Origin of the sequence: Tolypothrix sp. PCC 7712 (assembly GCF_025860405.1) — a bacterium.
GTDB classification, from domain to species: Bacteria; Cyanobacteriota; Cyanobacteriia; order Cyanobacteriales; family Nostocaceae; genus Aulosira; species Aulosira diplosiphon.
In genome coordinates, this window is the sequence record NZ_CP063785.1 from 6,054,844 (window position 1) to 6,071,480 (window position 16,637).

At 41.3% G+C, this 16,637-nt stretch carries 11 protein-coding genes; 6 read left to right on the top strand and 5 right to left on the bottom strand.

The window, feature by feature from the left end:
• Window positions 1–194: 194 nt before the first annotated feature.
• A complete protein-coding gene (locus HGR01_RS24800; protein WP_052335345.1) occupies window positions 195–3,569 on the top strand; it encodes a filamentous hemagglutinin N-terminal domain-containing protein in 3,375 nt (1,124 codons plus the stop codon).
• A 443-nt stretch (window positions 3,570–4,012) separates the two neighbouring features.
• Here the strand turns inward: HGR01_RS24800 and HGR01_RS24805 are convergent, their stop codons facing one another.
• From HGR01_RS24805 to HGR01_RS24820, 4 genes are all read right to left on the bottom strand, one after another.
• Complete coding sequence (locus HGR01_RS24805) at window positions 4,013–4,174, bottom strand: ribbon-helix-helix protein, CopG family (RefSeq protein WP_045873146.1); 162 nt, start codon at window positions 4,172–4,174, stop codon at window positions 4,013–4,015.
• Window positions 4,175–5,086: 912 nt separating this feature from the next.
• Window positions 5,087–6,019, bottom strand: coding sequence for a competence protein CoiA family protein (locus HGR01_RS24810; protein ID WP_045873147.1), 933 nt, complete (start codon window positions 6,017–6,019; stop codon window positions 5,087–5,089).
• A 401-nt stretch (window positions 6,020–6,420) separates the two neighbouring features.
• Window positions 6,421–6,603, bottom strand: a complete 183-nt coding sequence (locus tag HGR01_RS24815; protein ID WP_045873148.1) for a hypothetical protein — start codon at window positions 6,601–6,603, stop codon at window positions 6,421–6,423.
• A gap of 64 nt (window positions 6,604–6,667) precedes the next feature.
• Complete coding sequence (locus HGR01_RS24820) at window positions 6,668–7,789, bottom strand: RNA-guided endonuclease InsQ/TnpB family protein (RefSeq protein ID WP_045867859.1); 1,122 nt, start codon at window positions 7,787–7,789, stop codon at window positions 6,668–6,670.
• A gap of 38 nt (window positions 7,790–7,827) precedes the next feature.
• On the opposite strand from HGR01_RS24820, the gene HGR01_RS24825 reads away from it, so the two are divergent.
• From HGR01_RS24825 to HGR01_RS24845, 5 genes are all read left to right on the top strand, one after another.
• A complete protein-coding gene (locus HGR01_RS24825; RefSeq protein ID WP_045868487.1) occupies window positions 7,828–7,974 on the top strand; it encodes a ribbon-helix-helix protein, CopG family in 147 nt (48 codons plus the stop codon).
• A gap of 566 nt (window positions 7,975–8,540) precedes the next feature.
• Window positions 8,541–8,798, top strand: a complete 258-nt coding sequence (locus tag HGR01_RS24830) for a hypothetical protein (protein ID WP_045873149.1) — start codon at window positions 8,541–8,543, stop codon at window positions 8,796–8,798.
• Between the two features lie 212 nt (window positions 8,799–9,010).
• Entirely contained in the window at window positions 9,011–9,475 is a 465-nt protein-coding gene (locus HGR01_RS24835; RefSeq protein WP_045873150.1) for a CYTH domain-containing protein, read from the top strand.
• A 66-nt stretch (window positions 9,476–9,541) separates the two neighbouring features.
• The gene (locus tag HGR01_RS24840) at window positions 9,542–11,086 is read left to right on the top strand and encodes a phytoene desaturase family protein (RefSeq protein WP_045873151.1); all 1,545 of its coding nucleotides are present in this window, start codon (window positions 9,542–9,544) and stop codon (window positions 11,084–11,086) included.
• A 188-nt stretch (window positions 11,087–11,274) separates the two neighbouring features.
• Entirely contained in the window at window positions 11,275–13,506 is a 2,232-nt protein-coding gene (locus HGR01_RS24845) for an ATP-dependent RecD-like DNA helicase (RefSeq protein ID WP_045873152.1), read from the top strand.
• A 479-nt stretch (window positions 13,507–13,985) separates the two neighbouring features.
• Here the strand turns inward: HGR01_RS24845 and HGR01_RS24850 are convergent, their stop codons facing one another.
• A complete protein-coding gene (locus HGR01_RS24850) occupies window positions 13,986–16,511 on the bottom strand; it encodes a tetratricopeptide repeat protein (RefSeq protein ID WP_045873153.1) in 2,526 nt (841 codons plus the stop codon).
• Window positions 16,512–16,637: the final 126 nt, after the last annotated feature.

Sequence of the window (16,637 nt, forward strand, 5' to 3'; positions counted from 1 at the left end):
TAATACTTGCAATTTCCCCCTAACCAATTCAAGAAAGCGGATTTATCCTGAATTTTGAATTAGGAGTATTCGTGCAGCGTTGATTGAAGAGAAGCAACGTGACAGCTTTTTCTCTACTGTCACCCACATTATGCATAAGTTAAATCAAGGCAGAAATATAGTTCAATAGCGTAATTCCAGTCCCAACCACATCTATGCATCACCACAACCATTACTCACAAGAGCGCAGTCATCCCCATTTGAGAAGACAGAACTGGTTTCAGTTGTTGCTGTTCTGCGGTGTTTTAGTATTGACAAGCACATCTGTTCGTGCTCAACTTACACCAGATAAGACTTTAGGCGCAGAAAGTTCTCTTGTTAGACCTAATATTTTGATTAATGGCGCAAATGGCGATCGCATTGAAGGTGGTGCTAGGCGAGGAAGCAATCTTTTTCACAGCTTTAGTCAATTTAATATTAACGATGGACAAAGAGTTTACTTCGCCAACCCGAATGGAGTTGAGAATATTTTAACAAGGGTGACAGGCGCTCAAGCTTCCAACATTCTCGGAACTTTGGGAACCGAAGGTAGTGCCAATCTCTTTTTAATCAACCCCAATGGGATTTTGTTTGGTGCTAATGCAAGGTTAGATATTGGTGGTTCCTTTGTCGCCACAACAGCAAATGCAGTTCGCTTTGGCACAATAGGCAACTTCAGCGCTACTAATCCCGAAGCACCACCTCTGCTAACTATCAAGCCTGATGCATTGTTATTTAACCAAATTACCAAAGGTGCGATCGCTAATAACTCCGTTGCGCCTTCCGGGTTAAATCCATCTTCTAGTTATATTGCTCAGGGTTTGCGCGTACCAGATGGTAAAAGTTTGCTGTTAGTTGGGGGCGACATCCAAATGGATGGCGGAAATTTATACGCTTTTGGTGGGCGAGTCGAGTTAGGTGGTTTGGCTGGTGTGGGAACAGTGGGATTAAATGCAGACGGACAGAATCTCCGTTTAAGTTTTCCCGAGGGTGTAGAAAGAAGTGATGTTTTCCTCAGCAATGCTGCTTTAGTAAATGTTATCGCAGGTAAAGGTGGAAGTATTGCGGTAAATGCGCGGAATTTAGAAATGACAGGTGGAACTGTCTTATATGCTGGCATCGCGAGTGGCATAGGTGCTGATAGCAGTCAGGCAGGAAATATTGATATTAATGCTACTGTCGCCATCAATCTTAACAATAGCAGTGCGATTATAAATGATGTACAAGAACAAGCAAAAGGACAGGGCGGTAATATCAACCTTAGAACTAGCAAGTTATTACTTCAAGGTGGATCGGGAGTAGGCGTTTTGATATTCGGTGAAGGTAAAGCAGGTTCTTTAACTGTTGATGCTGAAGATATACAACTAATTGGTGAATCTAACAACTTGATATCTTACACACAGTCAACAGGGGATGCGGGAAATTTGACAATCAAAACTAATTCCTTGCTAGTCAAAGATGGGGCACAAGTATCTACTTTTACATTTGGTGCGGGTAAAGGGGGTGTATTGACTGTTGAAGCTCAAGATGTGCAATTGATTGGTAGAACTTCTGACGATCAAGCTCCCGGCGGCTTTATTACTGGCTCACAGCGCAACTCCACTGGGGATGGAGGAAATGTGATCCTAAAAACCAATTCCTTGTTAATCAAAGATGGAGCACAAATATTTACTGGTACATTTGGTGCAGGTAAGGGGGGTTCTGTAGCTATTGAAGCTCAAGACGTACAACTTATTGGTACAGGTGTTAATACTCGCTTAGGCAGTGGTATCCTTGCTTCCTCAATCCCAAACGCAACAGGGGACACAGGAAATATAACCATAAAAACTGATTCCTTGTTAGTCAAAGATGGGTCACAGGTATTAATTAGTACATTTGGTGCGGGTAAGGGAGGTTTGTTGAGTGTTGAAGCTCAAGATGTACAACTCATTGGTACTAGTGCTGATAATAGGGTTCCCAGTGGCTTGTTAGCTGCCGCAACAGAAACCTCCACAGGAGATGCGGGAAGTTTGACATTGAAAACTAATTTCTTGCTAGTTAAAGATGGGGCAGTAGTAAGTGGTTCTACCTTTGGTGAGGGTAATGGGGGTTCTTTGAATATTGAGGCTCAAGACGTACAACTCATTGGTACAAGGCCTGATGGGCGGGTTGGCGGCGGCTTGTTTGCTTCTTCATACTCTCAAGGAAATGCCGGAAATTTGACATTAAAAACTAATTTCTTGCTAGTCAAAGATGGAGCAGTAGTGAATGCTGCTACATTTGCTGAGGGTAAGGGAGGTTCTTTAGCTATTGAAGCTAAAGATGTGCAACTTATTGGTACTAGCGCTGATGGTCGAGTTAGCGGTTTATTCGCTTCCACAGAGTCAACAGAGGATGCAGGAGACTTGACATTAAAAACTGATTCCTTGCTTGTTAAAGATGGGGCGCAAATATTTACTGGTACATTTAGTGCAGGTAAGGGCGGTTCTTTAACTATTGATGCCTCAAATCTGGTAGAAGTTATCGGTAGCTCTGCAAATGATGCGTTTATTAGTTTTATCGGTACATCTACAAATAGTTCTGGTGATGCTGGCAATTTAACCTTAAACGCCAGACGCTTAAATGTTCTTGGTGGTGGTTCTGTGGCAGCAGATACATCACAAACAAGTACCGGTAGCGGCGGTAATTTACTCATTAATGTTCAAGATGCGGTACAAGTAACAGGCATTTCTACCATAAATGAGTTTCCCAGTTCTCTGTCCGTTCGCAGTCGCGGTCAGGGAAAGGCAGGTAATCTAACTGTAAACTCACCACGCATCAGTGTAAAAGACCAAGGCACAATCAATGCAGAATCTTTTGCTGCTGATGGTGGGAACATTATACTTAACACCGATTTACTGCTGCTGCGGCGTGGTGGCAATGTTTCTGCCACCGCAGGGATTAGCCAAGGTGCGGGGAACGGCGGTAATATTACCATTAATACCACTGCGATCGCAGCTGTCGCCGAAGAAAATAGTGATATCCGTGCCAATGCTTTTCAAGGCAACGGTGGTAATGTCACCATCAACACCGAAGGATTATTTGGAATCTTGCCAGCTTCCTTCCCGACAGACCGAAGTGAAATTACTGCCAGTTCGGAATTAGGAGTGCAAGGGCAAATTGACATCAATCAACCCGAACTGCAACGCACCCAAGGAATCATCGAACTCCCCTCTACTGTCATTGATGCTACTACTAAATTTGCTCAAGTGTGCCCTCAAGGCCCAAATGCCAAACCTCTAGGAAAATTTATTATTACTGGACGCGGTAGTTTACCCCCTAGTACTTTCGACCCCATGACAGGTACTTTCAACTTAATTGAACTAGCAACATTGGATAGCAAAAGTTCCCCAAGCGCACGAATAGAAGAAATCAAACGTTTAGATATTGATTCTAGTTCTGAGACTATGGTTGAAGCGCAAGGATGGGTCAGAACTGCAGATGGTCAAATTGCACTTGTGGCGGGAGTAGTGGGTGGTGTATTCAGCTCTTCCATGACTACCGCCTCATCCTCATGTCCAGTTTCTTCGTAACTTTTATGCTTGGCTGTGACATTTATTTCATTGGAACTGCTGCCTTCACAATCGGTTTTTCCCCAAACATAATGTGATTGTTTCTTTCCTGTTCCCTATTCTCTTGCGTAGCAATTAATAGCAATTCAAAAAAGGTTGGCGACAGATAAATTTCTTGTCAGGGCACGGCATCCATAATCTTTTGATATATCAAATTATCTTACTGGTGCCGTGCCCCTACCCATCTGTCGCGTTCTTTTTTTAAAATGGCATAATTCCGCATCAAACTTAATTCTTATTTAAACAAGTATCATCGCCACCCAAATAGGTTTCGGATAAGTATTTTGCATCTCCCTTGTGATTTGGGAAAAGGGGTAAGGGTGGATTCAATCCTTTTCCCTTTTTCCCTTTCCCCCTTAACCGAACTGTATTGATCGCCACCCAAGCAGTATTTGCTAAATTTCTCAACTATCTTTCTCCGGTGCTTCAGTTTTTAAAGAGCGAATTAATTCCCGAATCACATCAGTAGCCGGTCTACCTGTGAAATTGCAGTATTTTTCAAGTTTCTCGGCTTCGTTGGATGTGAGATTAATTGTGATGCGTTTAACAGCCCATTTCTTATTCATAATTTTCAGCAAGCAATAGTTGGAATCTCCTTTTCAAATATCAATCACTTAGACTGCTAATACAATGATATAAATCAGCATATTTAAATTAAGTAGTGATGAAGATCATACTATTTACTTCTAAGTAAGAGTAAAGAAGTAAATGAGTTTTGAGAGTATAAATTTTATCTATTTTTCTATGGATAAATTATGAACGAATTGTAAAAAATATATGTGAATATTGCAAAAATCAATAAATATTTAGATAAGCTAACTTGGGCAGCGATTTTCTGGAAACAACCCAGCGTCTAATGTACAGCTATTTGCAGGTAAATAAATCACCCTCTACGAAATAGTGCTGAGTCCGTACAAATAAAACAGTGTCATACAATTTTGGATTTTAGATTTTGCGGAAAGTTGTGTGGGCGGCTTTGCCGACTTGTAGCAACTGCCGTCAAACTTTCCAAAACGGATTGACTCCATAGCGAAATGAGGGGCTTGTAGCATCAAGGAACTATGGGTAAACAAATCTTTCTAGATTTTTCTTAACTCATTTTTCAACTACATTTGAGTTGGATCGGCCATCGCTCCTTTGATGGCATCTCGTGGTACTAGCTATTCTATTAAATAGGCGATCGCAAAATTCAAATGTCCAAAAACCAACAACCGCAATGTGAACTTTGCCACCGAGAGATGGAAAATTTAACAGCTAAAAGCTATATAGGGCGGGCGTTGTAAAAATACCTCGCGCCCTCATCCCCTAACCCCTTCTCCCGCAGGAGAAGGGGAACTAAATCTCTGGCTCCCTTCTCCCTGAGGGAGAGGGGCTGGGGGTGAGGGCAAAACCTTGCACAAGAGCGGGTTTCACGTTAAGTTGACACCAATGGGGCAATGCCTTGCCACTACCTACTATTAACAATGGGATGAGCTAAATTAAACAGCAATTTGAATTAAACGAGAATTCTCGGCAAGAATATCTATTTCTATTGGCGAAAGTAGTTTAAGTTTCATTTGTTGCAAGTCGTTCAGCACGACTAAAATCTCTTCTGGATTGAATTTATAATATTCTGTGAAGCTGCGTATTTTGTAATTAAATTCACGATAACGATGTTTGAAATATAATTCTACATTGCCGCGATTAGCCCAGGTTCCTAATATTTTAATAGCAACATTTTGGTAATGTGCGAGTAAATCTTTTTTGACTTCTGCTACTCTTGCAGTTATTTGGCGTTCAGTTACTCCTATTTTGTAGATTGTTCCTTTATTGGTTTGAACTTCTAAAAAATATAATGTACAAGATAAGATGCGTTTGAGTTGCGCGCGGTAGAGTTTTAAATCAGTGAGCCTATATGCTAAATCAGGAGTATTTTTGTGCAGTGCATGTTCCGCAGCTAACTGTAGTTTCAGCAGTTTTTTCAGTAATAGGGGTTCTTGAACTTCGTTGAATAGCGTTAATTCTAACGCCGCCGCAGGAATTTTACCTAATTCCGTAAATTCATATTCAGGCGGGCTGAAATACACATTTTTTTTCAAGATTCCTGCTTTGAGTAACCCAGGAGTAACTAAATAAGCACTTATGGGGTAATTTTTTGCTCCGTACTCCTGCCACAGCAATTTTAACTGTGCTACATCCTTACCTGATAGTTGAATATTAAAATTATCATACAGTGGTAGAGTGGGAAATTCTCGGTTAGCTACAGGGCGACAAGTCTCTTCATTATGAGCAAAATGATGTTCTTTAACCTTGCCTTTCTTAGCAATTAAATCACCCTGACAATAAGGGCACTTAAGTGTGGTTTTACCACTACTGATATCTTCGATACTTACTAATATACCATCTCTATCTACACCATATTTTAGCCACATTTTCACACCATGATTGGAACTAAAAGTTGCTCTTACCAGTGTGCTGCAACTTTTAGAAAATGTCTCTATCTTTAGAGCTAAAATAGGTAAGTAAGTTTAATATTGATTTAAAGAACTTAAGCACAATTAGGCAAAGTGACGCAGCTTTATATATGCCTAATTATTCAGTAATGCAGATATCTTGGTACGCTACTTAGTGACAGAGCGTTGTACAAAGACTGATAATATTAGACTTCTTGCAGAAGTTGGTAAAAGGTTAAGGGGGAAGGGGGAAAGGTTTTGTATTTTCCCCTTTAATCTTTTCTCTTCGCCCATCTCTTGCAAAAAATGCAGCCCATTGACAGCGCCTAGTCACAAAGTAGTTACATCAGCTTAACTAAAACATCAGCAATAAGTAAGTTCTAAGCGGCTGAATCTGAACGTTCTATTTGCTGGCGAATGGTATCAATAGAAGCATTAATACCAGCCAATCTGGATTCTAAATCATCTCGTAGCCAAAGCAAGAATTTTAATTTACGTTCTAAGCTAGCTTTGCGCGAAATGGGTTCGCTTCCATAATAGGGGTTACCCCAAAAAGGAAACATAGTTTACCTCTGTAATTAGCTTTTTTGACATACTCCCCAGCCTGAAGGCATGGGGATTCTAGCTTCAGACAGCGATTGCTGGCGTAGCCAGTCTGACATCACCTAAGCCAACAGTCGATGCCCCGACTGCACAAATATTGCGACTAGCGTTTTCGTCTCTTCCATTAACTGACTGACAGGAAGGACAACGCCACTCTCTAACTGACAAATCAAGACTTTCTAGAATATGTTTACAATTAGAGCATGTCTTGCTACTTGGATACCACTGGTCGATAAAGACAACCAGTTTATTCTTCTTCTTGGCAACCCATTCTAGGATTTGCAGAAACTCACCAAACGCTAAGTCTGATATTTGCCTGCCCCAAAGACGTTGCATTCCTTTGAGATTTAAAGTCTCAAAACAGAGAATATCGAACCTATCTGTTAGCTCATGAGCTAATTTCCAGAACCAATCACGCCGACGGTTGGAAATATCTTCATGCTTGCGTACTAAATTCTTTCTGGCTCGTTCTCTGTTAGATGAGCCTTTTAGCTTTTTGGAATGCCGCGAACTTGCTTTTTTAATGGCGCTTAGGGATTGCTTGAAAAATTGGGGCGATTCAATTTTAGTGCCGTCTGAGCAAGTGAGGAATGTCTTTAACCCAAAATCAAAGCCAGCGATTTTACCCGTCTTAACTTCAACTTCTGAGCTACCCTCATCAACAACCAAAACCATAAATAACTCACCTAACGGGGTGCGTTTAATAGTTAGGGTTTTGACTGTTCCCTCAATTTCTCTGGACTTCCAAAACTGGTAAACTCGACTACCAATTTTTACCCTATTTCCACCCAAAAACTTATAACCTGCCTGCTTAAGGGTGAACGATTTGTATTTCTTGACCTTCTTAAATCCTGGTGGTCTTACTCCTTTGTTATTGTGTTTGAAAAACAATTGGTAAGCTTTCTCAATGCGTTGACAAATATCTTGTGCTGCTTGAGAACCTACTGATTGCCAAAAAGAATTACGCTTTCTTAATTTGGCGATATGAGCCTGAAGTTTTGCACAGTTTAAATGCTTGCCAAACATCCGGTAATACCTTTTATGTAGAGCAATGCAATGGTTATAAATCACTCCAGCAGCGTTGATTGTGCGCTTGAGGTGTCTATTCCTTTTGTGTTCGTACAATTTAAACTTCAGTGTTTTCATGCTAGTATTATACCATAAAACGACGGCAATATGACGGCATGAAGAAATTAACAGTTCGATGCTCTAATGAAGAGTATGAAACGCTTTTGAAATACTGCGAAGAAACAGATCGCACTCAAAATGACGTACTTAGAGAGATGATCCGGAAGTTGAAGAAAAGCCGTGCTAGAAGCACGGGGCTTTAGACCCAATTTTTTGGTAACAGTGCAATTGCTTGTACCAATACATTCTGACTAATCACTATTAAATGCAGATGAGTGATAACCGAACATTATTGTACGTGCTTTGCGATCGCCAGTTCAAATTTGCCCAAATATCAGTTTCATAGCTTGTGTTAGGCGTAAGCCGTAACACACAAAAAGCATTGCTACAGGTGACGTTCGCTACTAACGTATGCGACAGATGAAACAAGCGATCGCTTCAATAATTCAGTTTAGCTGATAGGGGGATAATGCCATTGTAGTTTTTTGGCAATGGCTCTAGGCATGATAAGTATAAGTCTCAGAAGTAATTAGAAAAACTAATGATGGTGAGTTTATTGCAGTCTGCGGCTGATAGCGTAATAAAACTTATAGGAAAATCATCAGGAAACCTTCTTGCTCAATGTGGATTTAAACAGAGCAAGTTTCTCCATCTTTCATGGTGCGCTCCACTCAACCTCAATAATGATTTACAGTAGTTAAGGATAGTGATTGTGAATTCAGATTTTTAGATAATTATTGATTTTTTTTCTGAGAGACAAGGGGTTATTATGACAGAATCAAACCGCATTATCAAAGAAAACTTTATCTATCCTCGCAGTCGTTACTATGGACAAATAACACCAGAAAGCTTATTATTCAATGCAAATCTCCAAGAGTTTTCCCAAAAAATCACTTATATTTCCTGCCTGGAAACTAGCGGTAAACTTTCACCAGATGAAGCTTATCGGCAAATCAAAAAAATTTGGAAGCAGTTAAAAAAATCTAAAAAAGAATTAGGAATTAATCCCAATATCAACGGTCTGTAAGGCATGATATAACAGAGCTAATACAGCTAAATTTTAAATACTATCATGTCTAGGCAGTAGGGTGCGTTAGCCTTGTTGTAACGCACCACCAAAGCTTTTGTTGCGTTATTTACTGATATTTTTCAGAAATCAAATTCAATAGATATTTGGGTTGCTACCATTTACGAAATATTGGTAAATTTAAATATCTATGACATCTATTTTAAATCACAATGGCAGCAGAAATCGAGAGAAAATTTCTAGTCCAAGGAGATAGTTGGAGAAACCTAGTTGAGGGTAGTTTATATATTCAAGGATATATTTCTACAAAAAAAGAAGCGACTGTCCGCGTTCGGATAGCAGGTAACCAGGCATATTTAACAATTAAAGGCAAGACTGTTCAATATAGTAGGTCAGAGTTTGAATATCCAATTCCACTAGAAGATGCTCGCGAAATGCTAAATACTTTGTGCGAAAAGCCTCTAATAGAAAAAACTCGCTACAAAATAGCATACGGTAATTTAATATGGGAAATAGATGAGTTTGATGGTGTTAATAAAGGATTGATATTAGCAGAAGTTGAACTCAGCCACGAACAACAGCAAATTGAACTACCAATTTGGGTCGGTGAAGAAGTTTCCCATGATCCTAAGTATTTTAATAGTAATTTAGCTAAATATCCTTTCTCCGAATGGTAGCCACCGATGTTGATTGTGCAAGACTTGGCAGAATAAGTATGGACTATGCACTCATGACTAGCGGCTATGAACCAAACAGATGTAGTTGTAATTGGTAGTGGGATAGGAGGTTTGAGTTGTGCGGCTGTTCTGGCTCGCTATGGCTTTGATGTGATTGTGTGTGAGAGTCATACAATTGCTGGTGGGGCGGCGCACAGTTTTGAACGTCAAGGATTTAAGTTTGATTCGGGGCCTTCTCTTTATTCTGGGTTGTCTTACAGTCCGTCTGTGAACCCTTTACGACAAGTATTAGATGTAATTGGGGTTGATTTGCCTTGTGTGACCTATGATACTTGGGGCTGTCGCCTACCAGAGGGTGATTTTGATACATCTGTAGGTGCAGAAGAGTTTTGTGAAGTACTGTCTAGGCTGCGGGGAGAAGATGCGGTGTCTGAATGGCGACACTTGCAAGAGGTGATGACACCACTAGCCCAAGCTGCGATCGCTCTCCCTTCAGCTGCATTACGCTGGGATATAGGTGCGGCTTTAACTGTGGGCAAATTCGCGCCATATTTGGCTCAACACGCTGGCAATATGATGAAATTAACGGGGCCCTTCTCCCGCATTATGGATGATGTTGTCCGCGATCGCTTCATTAGCAATTGGCTGAACTTACTATGTTTTCTGCTCTCTGGACTACCCGCATCGGGGACTAACGCCGCCGAAGTAGCATTTATGTTTGCCGACTGGTACAAACCCGGAGTCACTTTAGATTACCCTGTCGGTGGTAGTGGTGCTTTGGTCAATGCACTGGTGCAAGGACTAGAAAAACATGGCGGGAAAATCATGTTAGGCGCTCATGTTGAGCAAGTTTTGGTAGAAGGAAATAGAGCAGTTGGTGTAAGGTTGCGTGATGGTGAAGAAATTCGGGCGCGGCGGGCGGTTGTGTCTAATGCTGCGGTGTGGGATACATTGAAACTACTACCACAAGGGGCTTTACCAGAAAAATTTCGCAGCCAACGCCAAGCCACACCGGAATGTGACAGCTTTATGCATCTGCATTTAGGTATTGATGCTCAAGGTTTACCAGCAGATTTAGCTTGTCATTATATTGTGGTGAATGATTGGCAATTGGGTATTACTGCACCGCAAAATGTCGTGCTGGTATCTATCCCCTCAATTCTCGATCCATCCCTTGCACCCCCAGGTAAGCAGGTAATTCATGTATATACGCCTGGTAATGAACCCTACGCACTTTGGCAAGGAATGGATAGGAGAAGTCAGGAATATGAACAACAAAAGCGATCGCGCGCTGAGGTAATGTGGCAAGCTTTAGAACGCATCATTCCCGATATCCGCACCCGTTGCGAAATCACCTTGGTTGGTACACCTCTTACCCACGAACGTTTTTTACGTCGTCATCGTGGTTCTTACGGCCCTGCAATTTCTGCTGCTTCTGGTTTATTTCCTGGTCATGGTACACCCTTAGCGGGGTTAATATGCTGCGGTGATTCCACATTCCCTGGCATCGGTTTACCCGCCGTTGCCGCTAGTGGGATGATTGTTGCTAATACCCTGGCTCCTGTGAGTAAGCATTTAGCTCTGTTGAAGGAGATAGGGGCTTTTCGCTAATAAAAATATACAGTCGCGTTGGTGAGCAGAGGGAGCAGAGGAAGCAGGGGAGCAGAGGGGGAGAAAAGAAATACCCAATTTCCCATGCCCAATGCCCAATGCCCCATGCCCGCTAACATTTAGTACTAATGTACTATAATAATTTTATTTCTATGCTTATAATGATGTGCGGCATTTTTAATTGAGCAATGTCCACTTCCCCAACCCATCAACAGCAAACAATCAACGCCTCACCTAACTACGAAACCATTACCGGAGTAGTAGAACGCCTGACTTTTTACTCAGAGGAATCAGGCTATACGGTAGCGAGGCTGGTACGTCCTCATGCTAAGGACTTGACCACAATTACTGGTAGCTTTGCCAATATTCAACCAGGACAAACACTGCAACTCACAGGTTTTTGGCGCGAGCATCCCCAGTATGGCCCCCAGTTTCAAGTCGTCAATTATCAGGAAACTAAACCAGCTACACTCACAGGAATTGAAAAGTATCTAGGTAGTGGACTGATTAAGGGTGTGGGGCCAGTCACAGCCAAACGCATTGTTGCTCACTTTGGACAGGAAACCTTGGAGATTATCGAGCATCAAATTGAGCGATTGATTGAAGTTCCAGGGATAGCCAAAAAGCGCATCAAGTTAATCAAAAACGCTTGGGAAACGCAAAAAGCCATTAAAGAAGTCATGGTATTTTTGCAAGGGCATGGTGTTTCTACGACATACGCGGTAAAAATTTACAAGCAGTACGGAGAGCAGGCGATCGCCAAAGTTACAGAAAATCCTTACCAGTTGGCAGCCGATATTTATGGGATTGGATTTTTGACTGCCGATAAAATTGCTCGTAATATCGGAATCGCGCCAGATAGTGAGTTTAGATATTGTGCAGGTATTATTCATGCTTTGAGTGCAGCCGCAGAAGATGGGCATTGTTATTTACCTGACAGCGAATTGACCGAGAGTGTCATTAAATTGCTCACCACTGACGAGCATCAGCCACAAGAATCTGCCATTGCTCAAACTATTAAAGACATGGCACTCAAAGATGACTTAATTAGAGAGAAAACACCAGAGAAAACGGTACTTTGTTATAAGCCAACTTACTACCACACTGAGGAAAATTTAGCACAACTCATATCTCAGCGTTTGAGTCAACCAGTAGTACAAGATATTCCCAGAGTGCGGGCTTGGCTAGAGCGATTTACCAGCAGCCAGAAAATTCAGCTTTCAGAACAACAGCAACAAGCCGTAGAAATGGCGGCTTATTCTCCTGTAATGATTTTGACAGGCGGCCCTGGTGTAGGTAAAACCTTTACTACCCACACCATAGTCAGTTTATGGAAGGCAATGGGCAAATCTATTGCTTTAGCTGCACCAACTGGGAGAGCCGCTCAAAGACTGGGCGAAATGACTGGGTTAGAAGCGAAGACGATACATCGCTTACTGGAATTTGAACCAAAAACCATGAGTTTTAAGTGCGACAATCACAATCCTTTGCCCCACCAGGCGATTATTGCTGATGAAGCATCAATGCTGGATTTATTTTTGGCGTATTCTTTAATAAATGCTGTAGCAGCTGGCGCTCAACTATTATTAGTAGGAGATATCGATCAGTTACCCTCGGTGGGGCCAGGACAAGTACTGGCTGATTTGATCAATTCTCGGCAAGTGCCAGTAGTGCGCTTAACACAGGTATTTAGGCAAGCTCAACAAAGCGCCATTGTCAGCGCCGCACATCAAATTAATCGCGGACAATCTCCCACAATTGAGCCAATTTCCGATCAGCCGGTATCTGATTGTCTGTGGCATGGGGGAGGATTTGAACCAGAACATGGAGTACAAACGATTTGCGAGTTAATTACAGACTTAATTCCTCGCTTAGGATTTAATGCCGCTACCGATGTGCAAGTACTTTCGCCAATGACACGCGGGGTTGTAGGCACTCGCAACCTCAATACTGTATTGCAACAGCTAATTAACCCTCCCAGCCCCGACAAGGTTGAGATTACTAGGGGTGGGATGACTTTACGTGTAGGCGATCGCATTATTCAGCAGATGAACGACTACAACCGCGAAGTTTTCAATGGGGATTTGGGAATTATCGCAGGTATTGATACAGAGGAGCAGGAAGTGACAGTGCAGTATGGCGAGCGCTTAGTAGTTTACGATTATGCTGACCTAAATGAAATATCCCTAGCATTCGCCACCACAATTCATAAATCTCAAGGCAGTGAGTATCCAGTAGTAATTTTGCCACTATATATGCAGCACTATATGATGCTGTCGCAAAACCTGTTTTACACTGGGCTAACTCGTGCTAAAAAGTTGGCAATTGTGATTGGCTCGAAAAAAGCCATATCCCTGGCTGTGCGCTCCAGTGACGATAAACAACGCTACACAAGATTACAACAGCGATTGCAGAACTAATAGGGCGGTGCATTTCAAGATTACTAGTCAGGGCTGTCATTTGACATTTGTCCTTTGTCATTTGTGATTGGTAAGAGTTTCGAGCCTATTGACGTTTCATAAGGGACTTCCAAGTAAAAAAACATTCCATTGCTATTGTTCACTGTTGAGCGTTGACTGCTGACTGTTAACTGTGAACCGTCAACAGTCAACGAATTGAACGGAATAATTTATTTTTTGGAGTTCCCTAACATAGTTTGGTGCAATTACCGACTTATACCAATTTGAAAAAAGAACGCGACAGATGAGTAGGGGCACGGCACCAGTAAGATATTTGATATGCCAAAAGATTGCGGATGCCGTGCCCTTACAAAGAATTTATCTGTCGCAAACATTATTTGAATTGGTATTACTTAATACCAATTCAAATAATGTTTGATGTGATACCAATTTGAAAAAAGAATGCGACAGATTGTAGGGACAAGGCAGTGCCTTGCCCTCTAGAATATTATTGATGTGTAGCTACTTTCAATACTAGCAATTAGAGAAATTTTTGCAACTTGTTTTGGAGCTTTGATTTCCGTAAATAGCTGAATTGCTTGATGAAAATATATTTGACTTTCATCAATCTTGCTCAAATTTTTGTAAGTCAAACCCAACTGAAAATAAGCTGCTGCTAAGTCACATTTAGCGCCGATTTTATCCAAAAGTTCAATTGCTTCTGTATGATTGTCAAGAGCTAATTGATAATCTGCTTGTTGGCGATAAATTTCTGCTAAACCATTTAGAGTTTTGGCTTTGACTTGCATATAATGACTGGCTTCAGCAAAAGTCAATACTTGATGAAACATTTGGTGAGCTTTAGAGAAATCGCCTAAATTTATATATGTTTGCCCTAAAATTTGCATAAAATAAGCAAAGCTACCATTCTTGAGCAGTTTTTCATTTTTAAGATTTTCATAGGCGATATTTGCTAACTCATGGGCAGCATCAAATAACCCTAAAGATGAATTAACTAAAGCTAAACACACAGAAGCTTTTTCTGCCCAGCGATGATGAGCAGTATTTTGAGCCAGGTAAATTACTTGTTGAAATAACTCAAAAGCTGCTTCCAATTCCCACAAATCTATTTTGTAAAGACCAATGCTTAAGAGGGAATCTACTTCTAACATTCTCAAATAGTAAACTTGATTGGCAGCGACAGGAAACTTCATTTTGGGCATAGGGCATGGGGCATTGGTAAATTCTTCTCTATCCCCTATACCCTGTTCCCTATGCATAAAAACTCCATCACCTTGTGGTTGGATTTTTTCATGTTTATTTTCTGAGTTTGGTACAAGTAATTTGAGTGCTTGCTTGGCTAAATTTATAGTTTTTTCTTGGCAAGTTAGTGCCTGATTAATATCACCTGTTATCCAATACAAATCACCCAAAATATTGTATAATTCAATAATATTTTGCTCATTTTCAATATGAGTTAATATATAATTAATTGCTGTAAGGATGGGCTGAATTAAACCCATGCGGTACAGCGTACTTCCAAGTGGTAAAAACTGCTGCCATTGATTATTACGGCTCTTGAGAATTACCTTACCAGCTAACTCAAATTCATTAATTTCTATGTAGTGATAATAGGATTCTAGAGCCTGTAAAGCATCTTGAAAAGTGGCAATTTTGGTAACACTAGCTGTCCAAAATTCTGCAGCTTTGTGGTTAGTAATTTTCCACTCATCACTCATGCGTAAACGCGCGATCGCCTCGGCTTGAATGACTGGATGTAGCCAATATTCACCTTGAGCGCACTCTACTAAAGAACGATTTCGCAGGGAAGTGATGATTTGCAGATGTTCAGCAGGTGGCACATACCATAATAAACAAAAGATTCCTTGAACTGGAATAGTTGGTATATCTTGATAACGATAACAACCTAAACGGCAAAGCAGACGATAGGCTTGGGAATCGAGAGATTGCAGACGATTAATTTGACTAACGGCTAAATTTTTTAAATCTGTGGCGGCTAAAGGATCGCCATGATTTTGTTGCCAATAAAGCGCCATATCACCGCCAAAATCGGCTTGCATCGCACCGCAGAGAATACCCATTGCTTTGGCATTACCGCCGTAGGTACGATGCATTTGTTGCAAGCTAGGAAGGTCAATAGTTAATCCCCCATTGCGAAAAAACTTCAGCCAAGCGCTTTGATCTAAACCTGGAAGCCGATAATGATGTACATTCAACTCTGGTTCACACAAGCGATCGCGACTGGTAATTACTGTGAGAGATTGTACCCTAACATCAGCCAGAATCCGCAGCAGTTCTAAATAGTTGCGGTGGGGAGGAATTAACTTTCCTTGTTGATCTAAAGCTGGTTCCAGATTATCAATTAACACCCCAATCCGCCGATGATGGAGTAGGCGCTTGAGTCGTCCCAAAGTTACACCAAATTCTACCCCCGGTTCTTCACCAAAGTCTTGTTTGAGCCATTCCTCTACCACTCGTTGCGCTGAAGTGATGTTGTGGGTTTCTTTCGCCATCAACAATTCCAAAACCAACTCGAAACCCTGATTTTGCAGGTATTGCTGTGCGAGAGTAGTTTTACCTAAACCGCCTTCACCTTGGATGACAATGACTTTCGACCCCTGATTTACCAAAGCATTTAGGTGTGCGATCGCATCTTCTCTACCAAAAAAATTGCTATCCTCTGGTTGAATAGCAGAAACTTGGGGTGGTTTTGAGTAATCAATCAGACCGGATATCGCCGCAGTTTTTCTCAGCACCCGTTCTAAAGTAGCGCGACAATTACTTTTAGTAATCTTTTCTCTGAGTACCCGAGACAGCAACTTCCATAACTGCGAACCCACATCCTTAACGTGTCCTTCTGTACAACCGTAAGCATGGGCAATATCTAAATATTTTCTACCCAACCAAACTTGCACAAGAATAACTTTTTGCAAATCGCTCAACCGTTCCCCGGTCTGAGCAGGAATTATGGTATCTAACCATGCTAATGCTGCTTCAGCGTCCATTCTGTAGCGATGAGGGTAGTTAAATATGAGAACTATAGATTAATCTACAATCCCTCTGAGCTAATTTTCGGATAAGATTCTGTGAATCCTACTTTTTTACCAACTTTTGCAACCACATCAGATAAA